Annotated in this window: 14 protein-coding genes; 2 read left to right on the forward strand and 12 right to left on the reverse strand. The window is 56.6% G+C overall.

Annotated elements, in window-relative coordinates:
- Nucleotides 1-21 precede the first annotated feature (21 nt).
- The 4 genes from LH86_RS02250 to fimA form a co-directional block, all read right to left on the reverse strand.
- The gene (locus LH86_RS02250; protein WP_039298010.1) at nucleotides 22-2,616 is read right to left on the reverse strand and encodes a fimbrial biogenesis usher protein; all 2,595 of its coding nucleotides are present in this window, start codon (nucleotides 2,614-2,616) and stop codon (nucleotides 22-24) included.
- Nucleotides 2,617-2,647: 31 nt separating this feature from the next.
- Complete coding sequence (fimC, locus tag LH86_RS02255) at nucleotides 2,648-3,343, reverse strand: type 1 fimbria chaperone FimC (protein ID WP_008460886.1); 696 nt, start codon at nucleotides 3,341-3,343, stop codon at nucleotides 2,648-2,650.
- Between the two features lie 44 nt (nucleotides 3,344-3,387).
- Nucleotides 3,388-3,933, reverse strand: coding sequence for a type 1 fimbrial protein subunit FimI (gene fimI, locus LH86_RS02260; protein ID WP_039305853.1), 546 nt, complete (start codon nucleotides 3,931-3,933; stop codon nucleotides 3,388-3,390).
- A 78-nt stretch (nucleotides 3,934-4,011) separates the two neighbouring features.
- Nucleotides 4,012-4,566 (reverse strand): type 1 fimbrial major subunit FimA, encoded by a 555-nt coding sequence (gene fimA, locus LH86_RS02265; RefSeq protein WP_039298013.1) that lies wholly within the window; start codon nucleotides 4,564-4,566, stop codon nucleotides 4,012-4,014.
- A 588-nt stretch (nucleotides 4,567-5,154) separates the two neighbouring features.
- On the opposite strand from fimA, the gene nepI reads away from it, so the two are divergent.
- On the forward strand, nucleotides 5,155-6,336 hold the full coding sequence (gene nepI / locus LH86_RS02270; protein WP_039298015.1) for a purine ribonucleoside efflux pump NepI: 1,182 nt from the start codon (nucleotides 5,155-5,157) through the stop codon (nucleotides 6,334-6,336).
- Between the two features lie 43 nt (nucleotides 6,337-6,379).
- On the opposite strand, the gene tauD is transcribed toward nepI, so the two are convergent.
- The 8 genes from tauD to LH86_RS02310 all read right to left on the reverse strand — a co-directional run bounded on the left by tauD (nucleotide 6,380) and on the right by LH86_RS02310 (nucleotide 14,973).
- Entirely contained in the window at nucleotides 6,380-7,228 is an 849-nt protein-coding gene (gene tauD, locus LH86_RS02275; RefSeq protein WP_039298017.1) for a taurine dioxygenase, read from the reverse strand.
- Nucleotides 7,225-8,052, reverse strand: a complete 828-nt coding sequence (gene tauC / locus LH86_RS02280) for a taurine ABC transporter permease TauC (protein WP_039298019.1) — start codon at nucleotides 8,050-8,052, stop codon at nucleotides 7,225-7,227. Before tauC ends, tauD begins: the two co-directional genes overlap by 4 nt.
- Entirely contained in the window at nucleotides 8,049-8,816 is a 768-nt protein-coding gene (tauB, locus tag LH86_RS02285; RefSeq protein ID WP_039298022.1) for a taurine ABC transporter ATP-binding subunit, read from the reverse strand. The genes tauC and tauB overlap by 4 nt, the downstream gene beginning before the upstream one ends.
- Nucleotides 8,817-8,831: 15 nt before the next feature.
- Entirely contained in the window at nucleotides 8,832-9,806 is a 975-nt protein-coding gene (gene tauA, locus LH86_RS02290) for a taurine ABC transporter substrate-binding protein (RefSeq protein WP_039298024.1), read from the reverse strand.
- Nucleotides 9,807-9,979: 173 nt separating this feature from the next.
- Entirely contained in the window at nucleotides 9,980-11,431 is a 1,452-nt protein-coding gene (gene murP / locus LH86_RS02295) for a PTS N-acetylmuramic acid transporter subunit IIBC (RefSeq protein WP_039298025.1), read from the reverse strand.
- A 2-nt stretch (nucleotides 11,432-11,433) separates the two neighbouring features.
- Complete coding sequence (gene murQ, locus LH86_RS02300) at nucleotides 11,434-12,342, reverse strand: N-acetylmuramic acid 6-phosphate etherase (protein WP_039298026.1); 909 nt, start codon at nucleotides 12,340-12,342, stop codon at nucleotides 11,434-11,436.
- A 153-nt stretch (nucleotides 12,343-12,495) separates the two neighbouring features.
- Nucleotides 12,496-13,686, reverse strand: coding sequence for a cystathionine beta-lyase (metC, locus tag LH86_RS02305; RefSeq protein ID WP_039298027.1), 1,191 nt, complete (start codon nucleotides 13,684-13,686; stop codon nucleotides 12,496-12,498).
- A gap of 42 nt (nucleotides 13,687-13,728) precedes the next feature.
- Nucleotides 13,729-14,973, reverse strand: coding sequence for a dicarboxylate/amino acid:cation symporter (locus LH86_RS02310; protein WP_039298028.1), 1,245 nt, complete (start codon nucleotides 14,971-14,973; stop codon nucleotides 13,729-13,731).
- Between the two features lie 225 nt (nucleotides 14,974-15,198).
- On the opposite strand from LH86_RS02310, the gene LH86_RS02315 reads away from it, so the two are divergent.
- Entirely contained in the window at nucleotides 15,199-16,122 is a 924-nt protein-coding gene (locus LH86_RS02315; RefSeq protein ID WP_039298029.1) for a LysR family transcriptional regulator, read from the forward strand.
- Nucleotides 16,123-16,143: the final 21 nt, after the last annotated feature.

The following is a 16,143-nucleotide window of genomic DNA, read 5'->3' on the forward strand; positions in this document are numbered from 1 at the left end:
CTTCCTGAATCTCTCCGCACGCTACGAACAGGTGGCGGTTGCCATGACGACAGCCTGCTTCAGGCTCTCTTCCGGCAGGGAATAGTTAGCGCGGCACTGGGAACCTTTCCCGTCGCCCCACTGGATCAGCAGCTTGCCCTTCAGCGGCAGGCCGCTGAGGTAAATCTGCCCGTCGTCACCGGCCATGCTGGTCACGCCGCTTTGCTCTTCCCGCACCACGGAACCAAACGGCACCGGCCGATCGCCGCGTTTAACGGTGAGGATCGCACGCACACCAATTCTGGCGTCGAAGGTGGCACGAACCAGAGCGCCCTCCGTCGGCACAACGCTGCTGACGTTGTTTTCAATGTCGGTGTGGTTGTCCATTGTGTTGGTGTCCAGCGCTACGCGGTTGTAGCGGTAAACCGTCGCGTACGGCATCACCGCATAGCCACGCCAGTCGGTTTTCACCCCGGTCTGGTTTTCAATGCTGACGCCGGAAGCGCCTGGCGCTTTAATCAATACGTTGGTATCCCCCAGCGGCTGGCTGAAAGTCACCCCGTCCGCATGGCCGACCACGCCGCCGGAAGCCTGCCAGTTGAAGTCATGCTGGTTGCGGTCATAGTTGTAGCCCAGGCCAAGCGTGCCGTACGTGGCCTGCCAGTTGGCGGTGGCGCTGCCGGAGTAGCCGTTATTGCTGGTATGCCCCTGACTGACGCTGTAGTTCAGGTTGCGGCCTTCCAGCAGCGTGCCGCCGACCCCGGTTTGCCAGCTGTTTTTGCCGTCAGAGCTGCGGCTTGTGGCCAGCGTGGCATAGGCACGATCCAGCGCCGTATCGCGCGAATAACCGTGCCCAAGCAGCGTGCTAAACGGAATCGAAAGGTTGAAGGCGACAATCCGGTTGGTGTCTGCCAGGCCGAGCGACTTACTCCACGACCAGGAAAGCGAGTAGCTGATCCCGCGCCAGCCGCTGGAGTAGCCCAGCTGGTACCAGGTGTTGTCCTGATCGGTTCCCCAGTAAGTTTGCTGGCTGCCGGAAACATAGACCGAGCCGTAATCCCCCAGCGACTGGGAGATGTTGACCTGAAATCGGCCCTTTTTGTTATAGCGCAGGTTGTGATAGCTGGTCGCCACCAGCTCCTGCCGGTTGCTGTCGTTGTTTTGCCACTCGTACTGGTAGCCTTCCATGTTCCGGTAAGCCACATCATCGAGGGTGTAAAAACCGCGCGTGGAGTAGCGATAGCCCAGCAGCTGGAAGTTGGTCCCGAAGCCGCTCAGGGATTTGGCATACAGGAAGCGCAGCGACTGCCCCTGATGCTCACTGTCATCCGCCAGCTTGCTGCGCGCATGAGTCAGATCGAGCGAAATGGCCCCCCAGTCGCCGAGGTTTTTACCGGCGCCTAACGCGACGGCGGTATAGCGCTCCGCAAGCTGTGTCCCGCCATAGGCGGTATAGCCGTTCGGCAGGCCGGCAATCAGCGTGCCCTGTGTAAAGAACGGCTTATCCTGCTGGTTATTCCCGCTGCGGAAATCCCCCATCACCACGTCATATTTAAACCGGCCTTCACGCTGCAGCATCGGCACGGTGGAATAAGGCACCGTGTACTTCTGCACAGAACCGTCTTTCTCTTCTACCGTAACTTCTAAGTCACCGCTGGAAGAGGTCGGGTTAAGGTCGCTGATGGCGAACGCGCCCGGAGAGACGTAGCTCTGATAAATCACGTAGCCATTCTGGCGGACGACAATTTTAGCGTTGGTACGGGCAATCCCGCGCACGGTTGGCGCGTAGCCCTGCAGGCTGTCCGGGTACATGCTGTCGGAAGAATAGAGGCGCGCCCCGCGAAACCCGAGGCTGTCGAACACATCGCTGCCGGTGTTGCTGTCGCCCATGACCAGTTCGCCCTTGAGCGGAATAATCGTGCGCTGCAGCGTGGTGCTGATGTTCTGCCATTGATTCTGGTGGTGGCCATCGCCGCTGGTGTAGTTCCATGCGCCGTTGTTGCGCAGACGCCACGGCCCAAGGTTCAGGCCGCTTTGCAGGTTCAGATAATAGCTGTCGTTGTACGTGCCGCGGTTGCCGGTGAAGGTATAGTTCAACAGCGCCGCAGGGATCCCTTCATCCCACTGGTCGGGCGGAATGTAGCCGCGGGCGCTGTTGATTAAAGAGGCCTGAGGCAGGCTGATATCAAGCCGCAGTCGGGAAAAGTCATAGCTAACTTCTGCACCGGGCACCGCTGTCGTCACGGGGACGCACTCGCCGGATTTATATTTCGCCAGCTCGGGATACGCCAACATATTCAGCCCAAGACGCTTCAGCCAGTCAACGTCGAGGCAGGCCGTCAGCCCGCCGGACTTCACGGCTTCAGAAGCAGGGACTTTCGATTCCGTCGCAGCAAAATGCACGTCTTCGGTGGCAACAAATTCATCGTTGCGCCAGATGTCCACGCGATAAACGCCCGGCGGCTGGCTGCTGCCTTTTTCGAAACGAGACAGATCCGCCACCGTCGCGGTATCGTCCGACAAAAATGCCGGGTTGAAATAGCTCTCAGCGGCAGCGAACGCGGGCCAGAGTGAGGCCACAATGGTCGCCGCCAGCGGCGCTAGCGTAAACACCTTACGCGAGACTGATCTCTTCATGATTTATCGGCTTCCCTTTGCCAGCCTGGCGTTACTGCATGACACCCGCTTGTGCTTTGGTCACCGCGCCGTAGTCGTTCACGGTCTGGAAGCTCACAGCCCCCTGAACGCCGGACGGCACCGCAACCTGCACGCTATTTTTCGGTGCCACCATGGTGTTAGGCAGTTTTTCACTCCCCATCTTCAGGTTGACCAGCGAAACGTAGTAAGGCGAAGGGTTGCTTATCTTCAGGTACTGACCGTTACGCGCGAAGCGAATCTCTTTCAGCGCATCTTCCGGCTGCATCTGCAGATTTTTAGGACGCACGAACAGCTTGATGCGGGACAGCACCGCCAGCTGAAGGACGTTTTTGCCCTCAACGCTGTTTTTATCCACGGAAGGAATGGCCTTCACGTTCATCCAGAAAATAGACTCACGATCCGTCGGCAGCGCAGGTCCAGCGTAGATAATACGCAGCGTGTTTTCGCTTTTTGGCTCGCTGACAAACAGCGGCGGCGTGACCACAAAACTTTTCTCTTTCTGACCCAGATCATTCTCGATCCAGGAATTCACCAGGAAGCGTTCTTTCGGATCGCTGTTGGTGATTGCCAAAGAAGTTTGTTTCGCGTCGGCCGGATAAATAACGCGCGTCGCGCCCAGGGCAATACCACCCGCAGCCTGCGCATTAAAAGTCATCATCATTAAAGAGAGCATCAGTGCCGAAGCGGCTTTATATAATTTGTTCATCACGACAGGTACCATCAAAATAGCCAGAATGGAGAAGCAGAGGTTCAGGGATAAACCAGCGTGAACCAGACGTCAGAGCGAATATTTCCGGGCGACATATGTTTAGAAACCGCACGATAACGGGCAGTAAAATGAAAACTCATTTCCTGCGCGGTTATTTCCGAATAAGACGCCGGTTCGCTATTGGGAATAATCAACTGCTGCTGTTGGTCGAATAACGCGAGGCCAATGCCGCTGCTGGCGTCATTGCCACTTACGCTGGATGTGGCCAGAAAGACCAGAGGATCTTCCGCCGGGGTAGATCCCTGAAACGCGATGCCCACATGGTCATAAACCTCCGGGCGACAGTCCGTCAGCCGAAGGGTAAAAGGGATGCTGGGCGGCGCGTAACTGCCAACATCTTTAAATACGTTGCTCGGGTACTGGCCCATTTGCACCGTCATTTCCTGACTTTCAGGCGCGACAGCGCAGGCTCCGTTAACCAGCTCACCCTGCATATGCACTTCCCCACCGTGGATAACCACAATGCGCTTTGCCTGAACGGGATTCACCGCAGCCAGCATAGCCAGGAGCAGGATTTTCCTTATCATCATCGTCCTCTCTGGACTCGCGTCGAACAAGCCTCATCCGTGAGGCTGAATCATCCCTGCGCGCTCAGCCGTGGCTGATTATTCGTATTTCATCACGAAAGTTGCGTCCGCGTTCGCAGCACCGGCAGTGGCGGTGGCAGCGGTTGCTTTATAGCGAGCGGTGAACGGAATGGTGTTCTCACCGTCGTTCAGAGTCTGAGCGGTAGAGAAGGTAGAACCGTTCGGAGACAGGGTCTTAGAGGTACGATCCAGGATCTCGATACCTACGCCTTTCGCGGTAGTTGCGTTACCGCCGGAGTTTACCGCCAGCAGCGTTGGGTCGGTCGCATCAGTCTGGCCGGTGAATGCCACAGAAGCGGTGGCCGCAACGGTGCTATCGCAGTCGGTCAGAACGATGTTGAATGGGATCTGGGAAGAGGTATCGCCCACTTTGGTGAAAGCTGCGGTACGGTACTGGCCCAGTTTAACGATCTGGCCGTCGGACTGCGTGCTCACTGCGCAAGCGGCGTTAACCAGCTCGCCCTGGAAGTGCACGGTCCCGCCATTAACGGTAACAGGATCTGCTGCGTTAGCGGCGCTGCTGACCAGAGCAACGGTGGCGATCAGAGAAGAGGCGATTTTGCTTAATTTCATGGGTATTCCTTCATATATAAAACGCACATCGGAGTCAGGCATCCTTCGTGACTCCGTTTGAATCATCATCGGTCTTAAATGACCGCATAACGCATTCCCCACATCCTGTGGGAATTCCTTAGAATGCTTAGTGTTTTCATTAGAATTAAAGACAAACGCTTCCCCAGCGCATTATTTAATGCGCCGAACGACGTTATTCTTAATAATTCAAGATGAAATTTTTATATATTCGTGATGGGTTACGAAGTGTGGCTAAATTAAGCCAAATTTGAATTAAGTAACAGATGCCAATTCTTTATGTTATATAAGCGCGGTCTTAATGAGACCTAAGAAATCACCAGGGAAACATTTCGGGAAAACGGGCAAAAAGGGATAAAAGGCTCGTTAATTTAGGGGGTTATATTGTTCTCTGAGCACCAGAATATTGTTCATTTTTTGTTAAATTTGTTTATTTTTTGTTTCATCAAGGAAGGCGGGTTTTGAACACCTAATGCGCAATACTGAGTGAAGTTGCCAAAAGGTTAAAGACGTTGCGCAAGCGGTGATACACTGGAAGGCTTGCCCCGCACTTTGACCCAGGACTTCAGGATGAATGAAACAGCCCTCCACGCCATTCCGGCAACCTCGATAACCCGCCCCAACTGGTCGGCAGTCTTTGCCATCGCGTTTTGCGTGGCCTGCCTGATTACCGTTGAATTTTTGCCGGTTAGCCTGCTGACGCCGATGGCGCAGGAACTGAATATCTCCGAAGGCCTTGCCGGGCAGTCGGTTACGGTTACAGCCTTTGTAGCGATGTTTGCCAGCCTGTTTATCACCAACCTGATCGGATCGACCGATCGTCGCCGCGTGGTGCTGCTTTTTGCCGTTCTGCTCACCGCCTCCTGCCTGCTGGTTTCGTTCGCGGGTAATTTTTCTCTGCTGCTGCTTGGTCGCGCGTGCCTTGGGCTGGCATTGGGCGGGTTCTGGGCCATGTCGGCCTCGCTGACCATGCGCCTTGTTCCCGCGCGCACGGTGCCTAAGGCGCTGTCCGTTATCTTCGGGGCCGTCTCGATTGCACTAGTGATTGCCGCCCCGCTGGGCAGCTTCCTCGGGGGGATCATCGGCTGGCGCAACGTCTTTAACGCCGCCGCGCTGATGGGTGTCGCCTGTATTATTTGGGTCTGGAAAGCGCTGCCTTCTCTGCCGGGCGAAGCGGCGCACCAGAAGCAAAACATGTTTGGCCTGCTCAAGCGGCCGGGCGTGCTGGCGGGTATGCTGGCTATTTTCATGGCGTTCGCCGGGCAGTTCTCGTTCTTTACCTATATCCGCCCGGTTTATATGACCCTGTCGGGCTTTGACGTGGACGGCCTGACGCTGGTGCTGCTGAGCTTCGGTATCGCCAGCTTCGTCGGCACCTCTCTTTCCGCCCCAATCCTGAAACGCTCGCTCAAGCTGGCCCTGGCCTGTGCGCCATTAATTCTCGCTATTAGCGCCGCGGTACTGGTATTTTGGGGGGCGAACAAAGCCGTGGCGTCAGTGATTGCTATTGTCTGGGGGCTGGCCTTTGCCCTGGTGCCGGTCGGCTGGTCGACATGGATCACCCGCTCGCTGGCAGATCAGGCGGAAAAAGCCGGGTCGATTCAGGTGGCCGTGATCCAGTTGGCCAACACCTGCGGCGCTGCCGTCGGCGGTCTGGCGCTGGATAACCTCGGCCTGCTGGCCCCGCTTATCCTGTCCGGCAGCCTGATGCTGCTGACGGCTGTGCTGGTTGCAGTGAAGGTTCGGGCTTAAAAACAGCTAAAAATAGCGCCTTGAATTAGGCGCTATTTTTTTATCAACCACGCCAGAAAGGCTTATCCCCGAGGATTGTCGCGCGGTGCATGATGCGGCGAGCAGGGAGATAATCGGCATTGGCGTAGTGCTGCGTCACGCGGTTGTCCCAAATGGCAATATCGTTTTGCTGCCAGCGCCAGCGCACCTGGAACTCCGGTTTGGTGATGTGGGCAAACAGGAAGCCCAGCAGCGTCTCGCTCTCTTTCTCCGTCAGGTTAACAATGCGCGTGGTAAAGCCTTCGTTGACGAAAAGCGCCTGCTTGCCGCTGACCGGGTGCGTGCGAATCACTGGATGGCGCAGCGGCGGGTTCTTCGCCACGGCTTCACGCCAGCGCTGGTGTTCGACTTCGCTGCGGGCGTACTTGTACTCCTGGAACGATTTACGGAAATCGTGCTCGGCCTCAAGCCCGGACAGCAGCTTTTTGAACGGTTCAGACAGCGCCTCATAAGCGGCAATCCCGCTGGTCCACAGCGTATCTCCGCCGGTTTCCGGCAGCTGCTTCGCCGCCAGAATCGCCCCGGCAGGCGGCGTTTCAATAAAGGTCACGTCGGTGTGCCAGTTGTCGTTATCCGGCGGATTATCGTTGTGGGTATCCAGCACGATAATTTCTTCCACGCCTTCGGCATGGGGGTAAACCGGGTGGATATGCAGGTCACCGAAGCGCAGAGCCAGCGCACGTTGCTGCTCGGGCGTAATTTCCTGTTCGCGGAAGAACAGCACCTGGTGGCGGATCAGCGCGTGGTAAATCTGCTCAAACTGGTTGTCGCTCAGGCCGCGCGTTAAATCCACGCCGTCAACCTGCGCCCCGATGTACGGCCCCAACGGCTTAATGTTCACTTTTTCACTCATTGCCCTTCTCCATGCCACGGGGTCAGGCGGCGCTGTAGCGCCCGCAGCCCCAGTTCTAAACAAAATGCGATGACGGCAATGACGCCGATCCCGGCCAGCACCACGTCGGTCGCCAGAAACTCACCGGCGGACTGCACCATAAAACCCAACCCGCGCGTGGCAGCGATAAGCTCTGCGGCCACCAGCGTGGACCAGCCCACGCCCAGCCCGATGCGGAACCCGGTCAGAATTTCCGGCAGCGCGCCCGGCAAAATCACATGCCAGATAACCTGCCAGCGAGATGCGCCGAGCGCCTGAGCGGCGCGAATGCGTACCTGCTTCGCGCTGCGCACGCCAGCCATGGTGGACATGGCTACAGGTGCAAAAATCGCGAGATAAATCAGCAAGATTTTGGATGTTTCGCCAATACCAAACCAAATCACCATCAGCGGTAAATAGGCCAGCGGCGGCACCGGACGGTAAAGCTCGATCAGCGGATCAAGAATGCCGCGCACGGTGGGACTCAACCCCATCGCAATGCCCACCGGAATACCAATCAGTACCGCCGCGGCAAGCGCGGTAAGAATGCGCCCCAGGCTCGCGGCCAGATGCTGCCAAAGCGTGGCGTCCATAAAGCCCTGCGGCCCGGCGATGGTGATAAGCTTCGCCAGCACCTGTCCCGGCGGCGGCAGAAACAGCGGGCTTATCCAGTGCTGCGCCGCGACCCACCACCACAGCAGCACCAACACCACCAGCGTGGTTGCGCTCAGGGTGAGCTGACGCGAAAACGGCCAGCGCCACGCTAATCTGCGACGCACGGGTTTGTCCTGAATGACTACGCTCATAAGAAGCCCTCCCGCTGATCGAACACGCGGCTCAGCACGTATTCACGTTTGGCGATAAATTCCGGGTCAGATTTGATACTGCGGCACGGCTCCCCGGCGGCAAAGCGGCGGCCAAAATCAAGCTGGAGACGCTCCAGGACGCGGCCGGGGCCAGGCGACAGCAAGACCAGCTCCGTCGCCAGAAACACTGCCTCTTCAATATCGTGGGTGATCAGCAGCACCTGGCGACGGCTCTCGAGCCACAGCTTCAGCAGCAGAGTTTGCATCTGCTCGCGGGTAAAGGCATCCAGCGCGCCGAAGGGTTCGTCCAGCAGCAAAAGCTGGGGCTTCGTCGCCAGCGCCCGGGCAATGCCCACCCGCTGCCGCTGCCCGCCAGAAAGCTGCCAGATGGCGTTTCTCGCCTTATCTTCCAGCCCAACCTTGCGCAGCATGTCGAGCGCAATCTCTTCCCGCTCGGGCTTAGCCTGCCCGGCAAGCTGCAGCCCGAAGGCCACGTTATGCAGCGCCGAGCGCCAGGGCAGCAGCCCTTCGTTCTGAAAAACAACCCCGCGCTCGGCGCCGGGGCCTGCAACCGTTTTGCCCTGCAGCGTAATGCTGCCGGAGTGATACGGTACGAAACCGGCGATCAGGTTAAGCAGCGTGGTCTTACCGCAGCCGGAAGGGCCGAGCACCACCAGCAGCTCGCCCTCATCCACCGTCAGATTAATGTCGTCGAGTACCGGCTTGCCGCCGTACTCCGCGCTGAGATGCGAAACCTGTAGCATCGCCGTGTCTCCTGTTTACTGCGCCAGCGGCTTCACGAAGCGGTCGGTCACAAACTGGCTATAGTCGGTGGCTACCGCCGGCACTTTGCCCTGCTCTTTCAGGAAGTGTGCTGTGTCCACAATGGCTTTATTCACCGGGCCGCTAAGCTGCTCAACCTGCTGCTTCGCCGTCAGGTAGGTATTGCCCTTCACCAGCCCCGGGACGTCGCCTTCCGGTACGCCGCTCAGGCGCGAAAGCTTGTTCAGGTTGTCCGGCTGTTTAAGCCAGCCATCCGGGTTGGTGAGGTAGCTTTGCTGAGCCGCAACGGCGCTGCGGGCAAAAGCGGTGACCACATCAGGATGTTTTTCAGCAAAGTCTTTACGCACGACCCAGACGTCGAGCGTCGGGGAGCCCCATTTGCCCACCTGCGCCGAGTCCGTCAGCACGTTGCCGTCTTTTTCCAGCTCGTTCACCGCCGGAGCCCAGACATAGGCGGCGTCGATGTCCCCGCGCTGCCAGGCGGCGATAATTGCCGGAGGCTGAAGATTAAGGATTTGCACCTGGTCCGGCTTGATGCCCCAATGCTTGAGGGAAGCCAATAGGCTGTAATGTGTAGTAGAAATAAACGGCACGGCGATACGTTTGCCGATCAAGTCCTGCGGCGTTTTGATGCCTTTTTTGACCACCAGCGCTTCAGAGTTACCGAGCTGGGAGGCCAGCAGGAAGACTTCAATCGGTACGTTCTGGCTGGCGGCAACGGCCAGCGGGCTGGAGCCAATATTACCGATTTGCACATCGCCCGAGGCCAGCGCACGTACCACGCTCGCGCCGCTGTCGAACTTACGCCATTCCACTTTCGCCCCGCTGTCTTTGGCAAAAGCGTCGTCGGCTTGCGCAACTTTGGCTGGTTCCGCGGAGGTTTGATACGCCACGGTGACGTCCACCGCGTGGGCCTGAGCCGCAATAAGGGCCAGTGCAACCAGCCAGAGTGAGTGTCGTTTTGCTGCCATGATTCTGCTCCTGTCTCGGGGGAGAGAGCAGTATTTCCAACGGCAACGATTCCATAAAAGAATAAAAAATTATCGCTAATGCCTTTCCGTCATTAGAAAAAAAGTGGGCAAGGTTAGCTGTCAGGCAGGAATAACGCCGCCCGCAGAACGCGGGCGGGCAGAGTCATATTAACTTAAGTTAAATCAACATTCTTGCTGCCAAAGCACCAGGTCATGATGAACCCGGCTACATAGGCAATCACAATCCCGGCAACGTAAACCGCCATCCCGGCGAAGATCCCCTGGTGGGAAGTCATCAGCGGAATCGACACCAAACCCGACGGCCCAAACACCGTATTCAGCCCGACAGGCAGCCCCAGCCAGGCCACCAGCCCGATGAAGAACCCGCCGATCCCGCCGCCGATACAGGCGGTGATAAAAGGCTTCAGGCGCGGCAGCGTTACGCCGTAAATCAGCGGCTCACCAATGCCCAGCAGGCCAGGAATAATCGCCCCTTTGATTTGCGTACGCAGGACCGAGCCTTTCGGCGAACGGGCAAACAGCGCCAGTGCCGCGCCCACCTGCCCCGCACCGGCCATCGCCAGAATCGGGAACAGCGAGTTAAAGCCCTGGGCATCCATCAGCGCAAAGTAGACCGGCACAAATCCCTGATGAATACCAAACACCACGGCGATCAGGAACAGCCCGGCCAGAATTGCCGTGCCGAACGGGTTGCCGTTCAGGTGCATAAACAGCCAGGACATGCCTTTGAACAGCTCGCCGCCGATGGGCATAATCGCCACAAAGGTGATCGCCCCGGTGATCAATAAAGTGATCGTCGAAGTGAGGATCATATCCAGGTTATCCGGGATCATCCGCCGAACCTGACGTTCGATCCACGCCCCAAGCATACAGGCCAGCAGCACGCCAATAATGTTGCCTCGAGGGTCGATAGTCAGCCCGAAGAAAGTATCCATCCCGGCGTAATAGCCGACTTTGCCTTCCGGCACGTAGCGCAGAATAAACAGCGAGGCGATAATAGCCCCGTTTACGCCGGTGCCGCCGAAAGCTTTCTGGGTGTTGAAGCCAATCAGAATACTCAGGAAGGTAAACAGCCCGATGCTGAACACCTTCATATAGGCGATAAGCTGGGTCAGCCAGGCCGCAGGGGTTGTGCCTTCTACCACCAATGTTTGCTGCAGCAGCGTGGCAATCCCCAGCAGCAGCCCGGCGGCAATAAAGCCCGGGATCAGCGGCGTGAAGATGGTGGCAAACTTAGTGAGGAAGTTATGCACCGCGCTGTTCTGCTTCGCCTTCATCTGCTGTTTGTTCTGACTGGCGAGCGCGGCCAAATCCGCGCTTTCGCCACGCTCCGGCTCGCTTAAGCCCTCCTGCTTGAGCATCGAATTCATCAGCTCGCTGGCGGTTTGCGCTTTGCCAGGGCCGAGAATAATTTGCAGCTGGTCGTCGCCGTTGACCACGCCCATCACGCCGGGAATTTTTTTCAGGTCGTCGTGCTGAACGAGATCTCTGTTTTTAAGCGTCAGCCTGAGGCGCGTCATGCAGTTGCCACAGACAAGGATATTGCCGCTGCCGCCCGTCAGGCGCAGGATGTCTGCCATCATCGAGCCGGTGATTTTCGCCATAGCTACCCGTTTAACCCCCGCAATGCTTCACGTATAAAGCCTTGTTTTTTCGCCAGTAGATCGCTTGCCTCTTCGGCTGACAGGCCGCTCAGCAGCATGAAGATCGCCGTTTTACAGTGGCGGTGACAGGCGCTAAGCGCCGCTTCGGCCTGCTCCGCGCTACATTCGGTCGCCGCCACCACGATATTGACCTGCCGCTGGATCAGCTTGGCGTTGGTGGCTTCCACATCCACCATCAGGTTGCCGTAGACTTTGCCGCTGCGGATCATCGATCCGGTAGTGATCATATTCAGAATCAGTTTCTGTGCGGTCCCGGCCTTCATGCGTGAAGAGCCGGTGACGATTTCCGGGCCGACGACCGGCTCGATGGCGATATCCGCCGCCAGGCTCATTTCACTGCCCGGATTACAGGAGATCGCGGCCACGGTGGCACCCACGCTTTTTGCATAGGCCATGGCGCCCAGCACGTAGGGCGTGCGTCCGCTGGCGGCAATCCCCACCAGCACGTCGCGTGCGCTGAAATTCAGGTTACGCAGATCCTGCTCGCCCATTTCACGGTTATCTTCGGCGTTTTCTACCGCCTGCAGAATGGCCGGATGCCCACCGGCAATCAGCCCGACGACCTGCTCACGCGGCGTGCCGAAAGTTGGCGGGCACTCACTTGCATCCAGGATACCCAGGCGGCCGGACGTTCCCGCGCCGCTGTAAATCAGCCTGCCGCCCTGGGCGAAAGCAGCCACCACTTTATCGACAACCTGAGCGACCTGCGGCAGCGTGGCTTCCACCGCCAGCGGTACCTGCTTGTCTTCGTTATTGATAACTTTAAGCATCTCTAAGGTTGGCAGCGTGTCGATTTCCGCGCTGGCCGGATTGCGGCCTTCGGTGACCAGTTTGGTTAAGTTAATTTTCATCGGGGCATCCGTTATGTGTGTTCTGTTGTGCATAGTATGGAATATTTTATTCCATGTGCGTGAACACAATCACGAATATTTTATTCCAACGAAAAGGGAATAGCAGAATAATTCAGGCGAGAAAGCCGCCCTTACGAGCGGCAAAAGAGGGGATCAGGCGATGCGGGCGAAACCGGCTTCCAGATCAGCAATTAATTCTTCAACGTTCTCCAGGCCAATGTGCACTCGCACCAGCGTGCCGCTGAAGTCCACCTTACCTGCCGGACGAATTTCGTTCAGCTCTTCCGGCTGGTTGGCCAGGATCAGTGACTCAAACCCGCCCCAGGAATACGCCATATGGAACAGCGTGAAGTTGTCGAGATAGCCCGCAAGCTGCTCGTCTGTGAGGCGCTTTTTCAGCACGAAGGAGAACAGGCCGGAGCTGCCGGAAAAATCGCGTTCGAAAAACGCATGCCCCGGACATTCGGCCAGCGCGGGATGGTTAACCCGCTCCACCAGCGGATGGGCCGACAGCCAGCGGGCAATCGCGAGGCTGCTTTCCTCATGCTGCTTCAGCCTGACTCCCAGCGTGCGCAGGCCGCGGGCAGCCATATACGCCGTATCGGCATCCAGCGTCTGGCCCATCAGGTATGAGTTTTCGCGCAGGCGATCCCAGCAGCGCTCGTTGGCAACTGCCGTCCCCAACATGCCGTCCGAATGGCCGATGGTGTATTTGGTTCCGGCCTGAATCGAGATATCTACACCATAATCCAACGCGCGGAATAGCACCCCGGCGGCCCAGGTGTTGTCCAGCATGACAACAATTTCCGGGTTAACGGCGCGAATCGCCTTAATCATGCCGGGAACGTCCTGAACTTCCATGGTAATTGAGCCCGGAGACTCAAGGAAAACGACGCGGGTATTGGGCTGGATAAGCTCAGCGATCCCGGCGCCAATCAGCGGATCGTAATACGTCGTTGAGACATTGAATTTGCTCAGGATCTTATTGCAGAAATCCTGCGTGGGCTCGTAGGTCGCGCCGGTCATCAGGATATGATCCCCGCCGCTGACAAAAGCCAGAATCGCATTGGTAACCGCCGCCGCACCGCACGGATAAAGCGAGCACCCGGCACCACCTTCTAACTCCGTCATCGCCTTCTGGAAGGAAAAATGCGTCAGCGTGCCTCTGCGGCCATAGAACAGTTCGCCGTTTGCCCGGTTGGCAGTGGCAAATTTTTTGTCTTTTACGCTATCAAAAACCAGCGAGGAAGCGCGCTGAATCACCGCATTGACCGCGCCCTGGGTGTAGCGTTTTTCCCGCCCGGCGGTGACCAGTTGAGTTTCAAGATGACTTTTCTGGTTCATAAAATTCTCCTGTTATTGCCTGATTCATTCCATTCAAAGGGATTAGCCAGCGATGCTGTTTGCGGCCAGCGGGGCGCTTGCCTGCGGCTCATGGCGCTTCTTTCCGGCGAAGCGTTCAACGATTTGTGCCGCATTAAGATCGTGGATCACGTTGATAAGCGTGGCCGGTGCATCAGTAATGGTGCCAAGCACCACCAGCAGCGGGATGGCTTCCATTGGCAGCCCCAGCGTCGTGACGATAAAGATTTCCCCGAGGAACGCGCCGCCCGGCACGCCGCCAACGATGATGGCCGACAGCACGGCAATCAGCATCGCGAGGAAAAAGGTTTCGCTGGTAAACGGCAGGCCGAGAACCGAATAGATAAAGACAATTTTCAGCGCAGCAATCATCGCCACGCCGCCTTTATTGAGGTTCACCAGCAGCGGAATTGAGACATCGACAATTTCAGGATTGATGCCCATCGCTTTGCCAGCGCGCAGCGTGACCGGCAGTGTACCGAGCGAAGAGCAGGTGCCCAGCGCGGTGGCTGAAGGTTCAATGGCGTGCCGCCAGAACGCTTTCACCGCCGGAAGCCCGCCGCCAATCCACGAGTAGAAAATGGAGCCCAGCACGTAATAGATAAGCGTTGCCGCCATAAATAGCCCGATGGCCCGGGCAAAGGTCATCAGCAGCGCGGCATCCTGGCTCGCCATGGTTGCGGCGAAATAACAACCCAGGCCGACAGGTGCCACCTTCATGATAATAGAGACAATTTTCATGATAACGGTGTTGGCGTCCTGCAGCAGAGCGGCGATGCGTTTGCCTGCATCCGCCGACTGGCCAATCGCCACACCGGCGATAATCGCGATGACGATCAGCGCCAGAATATTCGACTTGGAGAACAGGCCGACGAAGTCGCTGGTGGTGACCATGCTAACAAAATCCATCTCCCCCGAACCGCCTTTCACCGAATGGGAAAGATCGATGGTCACACCCTGAGCCGGGTTGTACCAAAGCGCCAACAGCACAATGCCTGCGGCGGGAATCAGCGCCATGGCGATGGAAACAATAAAAATAACCACCATGATGCGCCCCAACCTTTTAAGGTCGGTCATGCCGGCAATAGAAGACATCACGCTGACGCCAACCAGCGGCACAATAATCATAAACAACAGGTTGAGGAATATTTGCCCGACGGGCTGTAGTTTAATGGCGTAAGTCGGGGCATAAATACCCAGCAAGCCGCCGACAATAAGAGCAAATAAAAGAACAAATGATGATTTGTAGGGTTCGAGGCGTGTCCACATAAAGGATACCTTCTCAATAAAAGTAATAATAACTGGGACGAAAATCACAATTACCAACTGCTGTAATTAAATCCCCGGGCTTTTGTGATGCAAATCACTAATAGTGTATAAAATTCATTTTCTGACTTCTTTATTTACTACAGAGCAATAGTTACACTTTTAAAATTGGATTGGTATGGGGAATTAATACCGTTTCCGCAAATCACTTGTGAATAAAAGGAAAAAATGAGCGCGCCGATTTCACTCAAGCATCTCGAGGTATTCGTCAAAATTATCGATTGCGGCGGGCTGTCTGAAGCGGCGGCGCAGCTCAGCGTGTCGCCTTCGGCGGTGAGCAAGAGTCTGGCGGCGCTGGAGGATTTGCTGGGCACAACGCTTATCAAAAGAACGACACGCAGCATTACGCTGACCGACGCCGGGCAATATTTGTTTAACCGCGCTAATAAATTAATTAAAGAGTTCGACGATACGTTAAATACCACATCCAGCTATTACAATAATCCTCAAGGGGAATTGCGCATCACCTGCTCGATTGCGTTCGGTTACGCCAGGCTGGTCAACCTTGTTGATAAATATCGGGCAAGTTTCCCCGACGTGAATCTTTATATTGATCTCAACGATAACTTTATTAATCTTAATGAATCCGACTTCGATATCGCCCTGCGAATATCCACTTCTCCGCCACAAAATTACGCCATGCGCAAACTGGCACCAGTACGCTGGGCTTACTGTGCCACCGCAGACTATCTCAGCAAGAAAGGGATGCCGGGCAAACGCACGGATCTGGTCACGCACGACTGCCTGGTTTACCCTGGGTTAACGCCGCTGATTAAAACTACCGACGAGCACGAACGGCAGCACCTGCTAAAAATGCGTACGCCAATCCAGGCCAACAGCAGCCTGGTGCTGCTTAAATCCGTACTGGAAAACCAGGGCGTAGCCTACCTGCCCACCTACCTGATTGGCGACCATATTCAAAAGGATGAGCTAACCCCGCTGCTGCTGGACGGCATCATCACTTATGAAACCCATGCGCTGTACGCCCTCTACTTCCCGAGCAAATACAGCAACCCTAAGGTCAGATCGTTTATTGATTTCCTGGTGGAGGAGCTTTCACCGCAGCCGGCGTGGGATAACTGGATCCCTTAGTTATTCCCCTTTAGTTTTTAT

Origin of the sequence: Cedecea neteri (assembly GCF_000758325.1) — a bacterium.
In the GTDB taxonomy this organism is placed as follows: Bacteria; Pseudomonadota; Gammaproteobacteria; order Enterobacterales; family Enterobacteriaceae; genus Cedecea; species Cedecea neteri_B.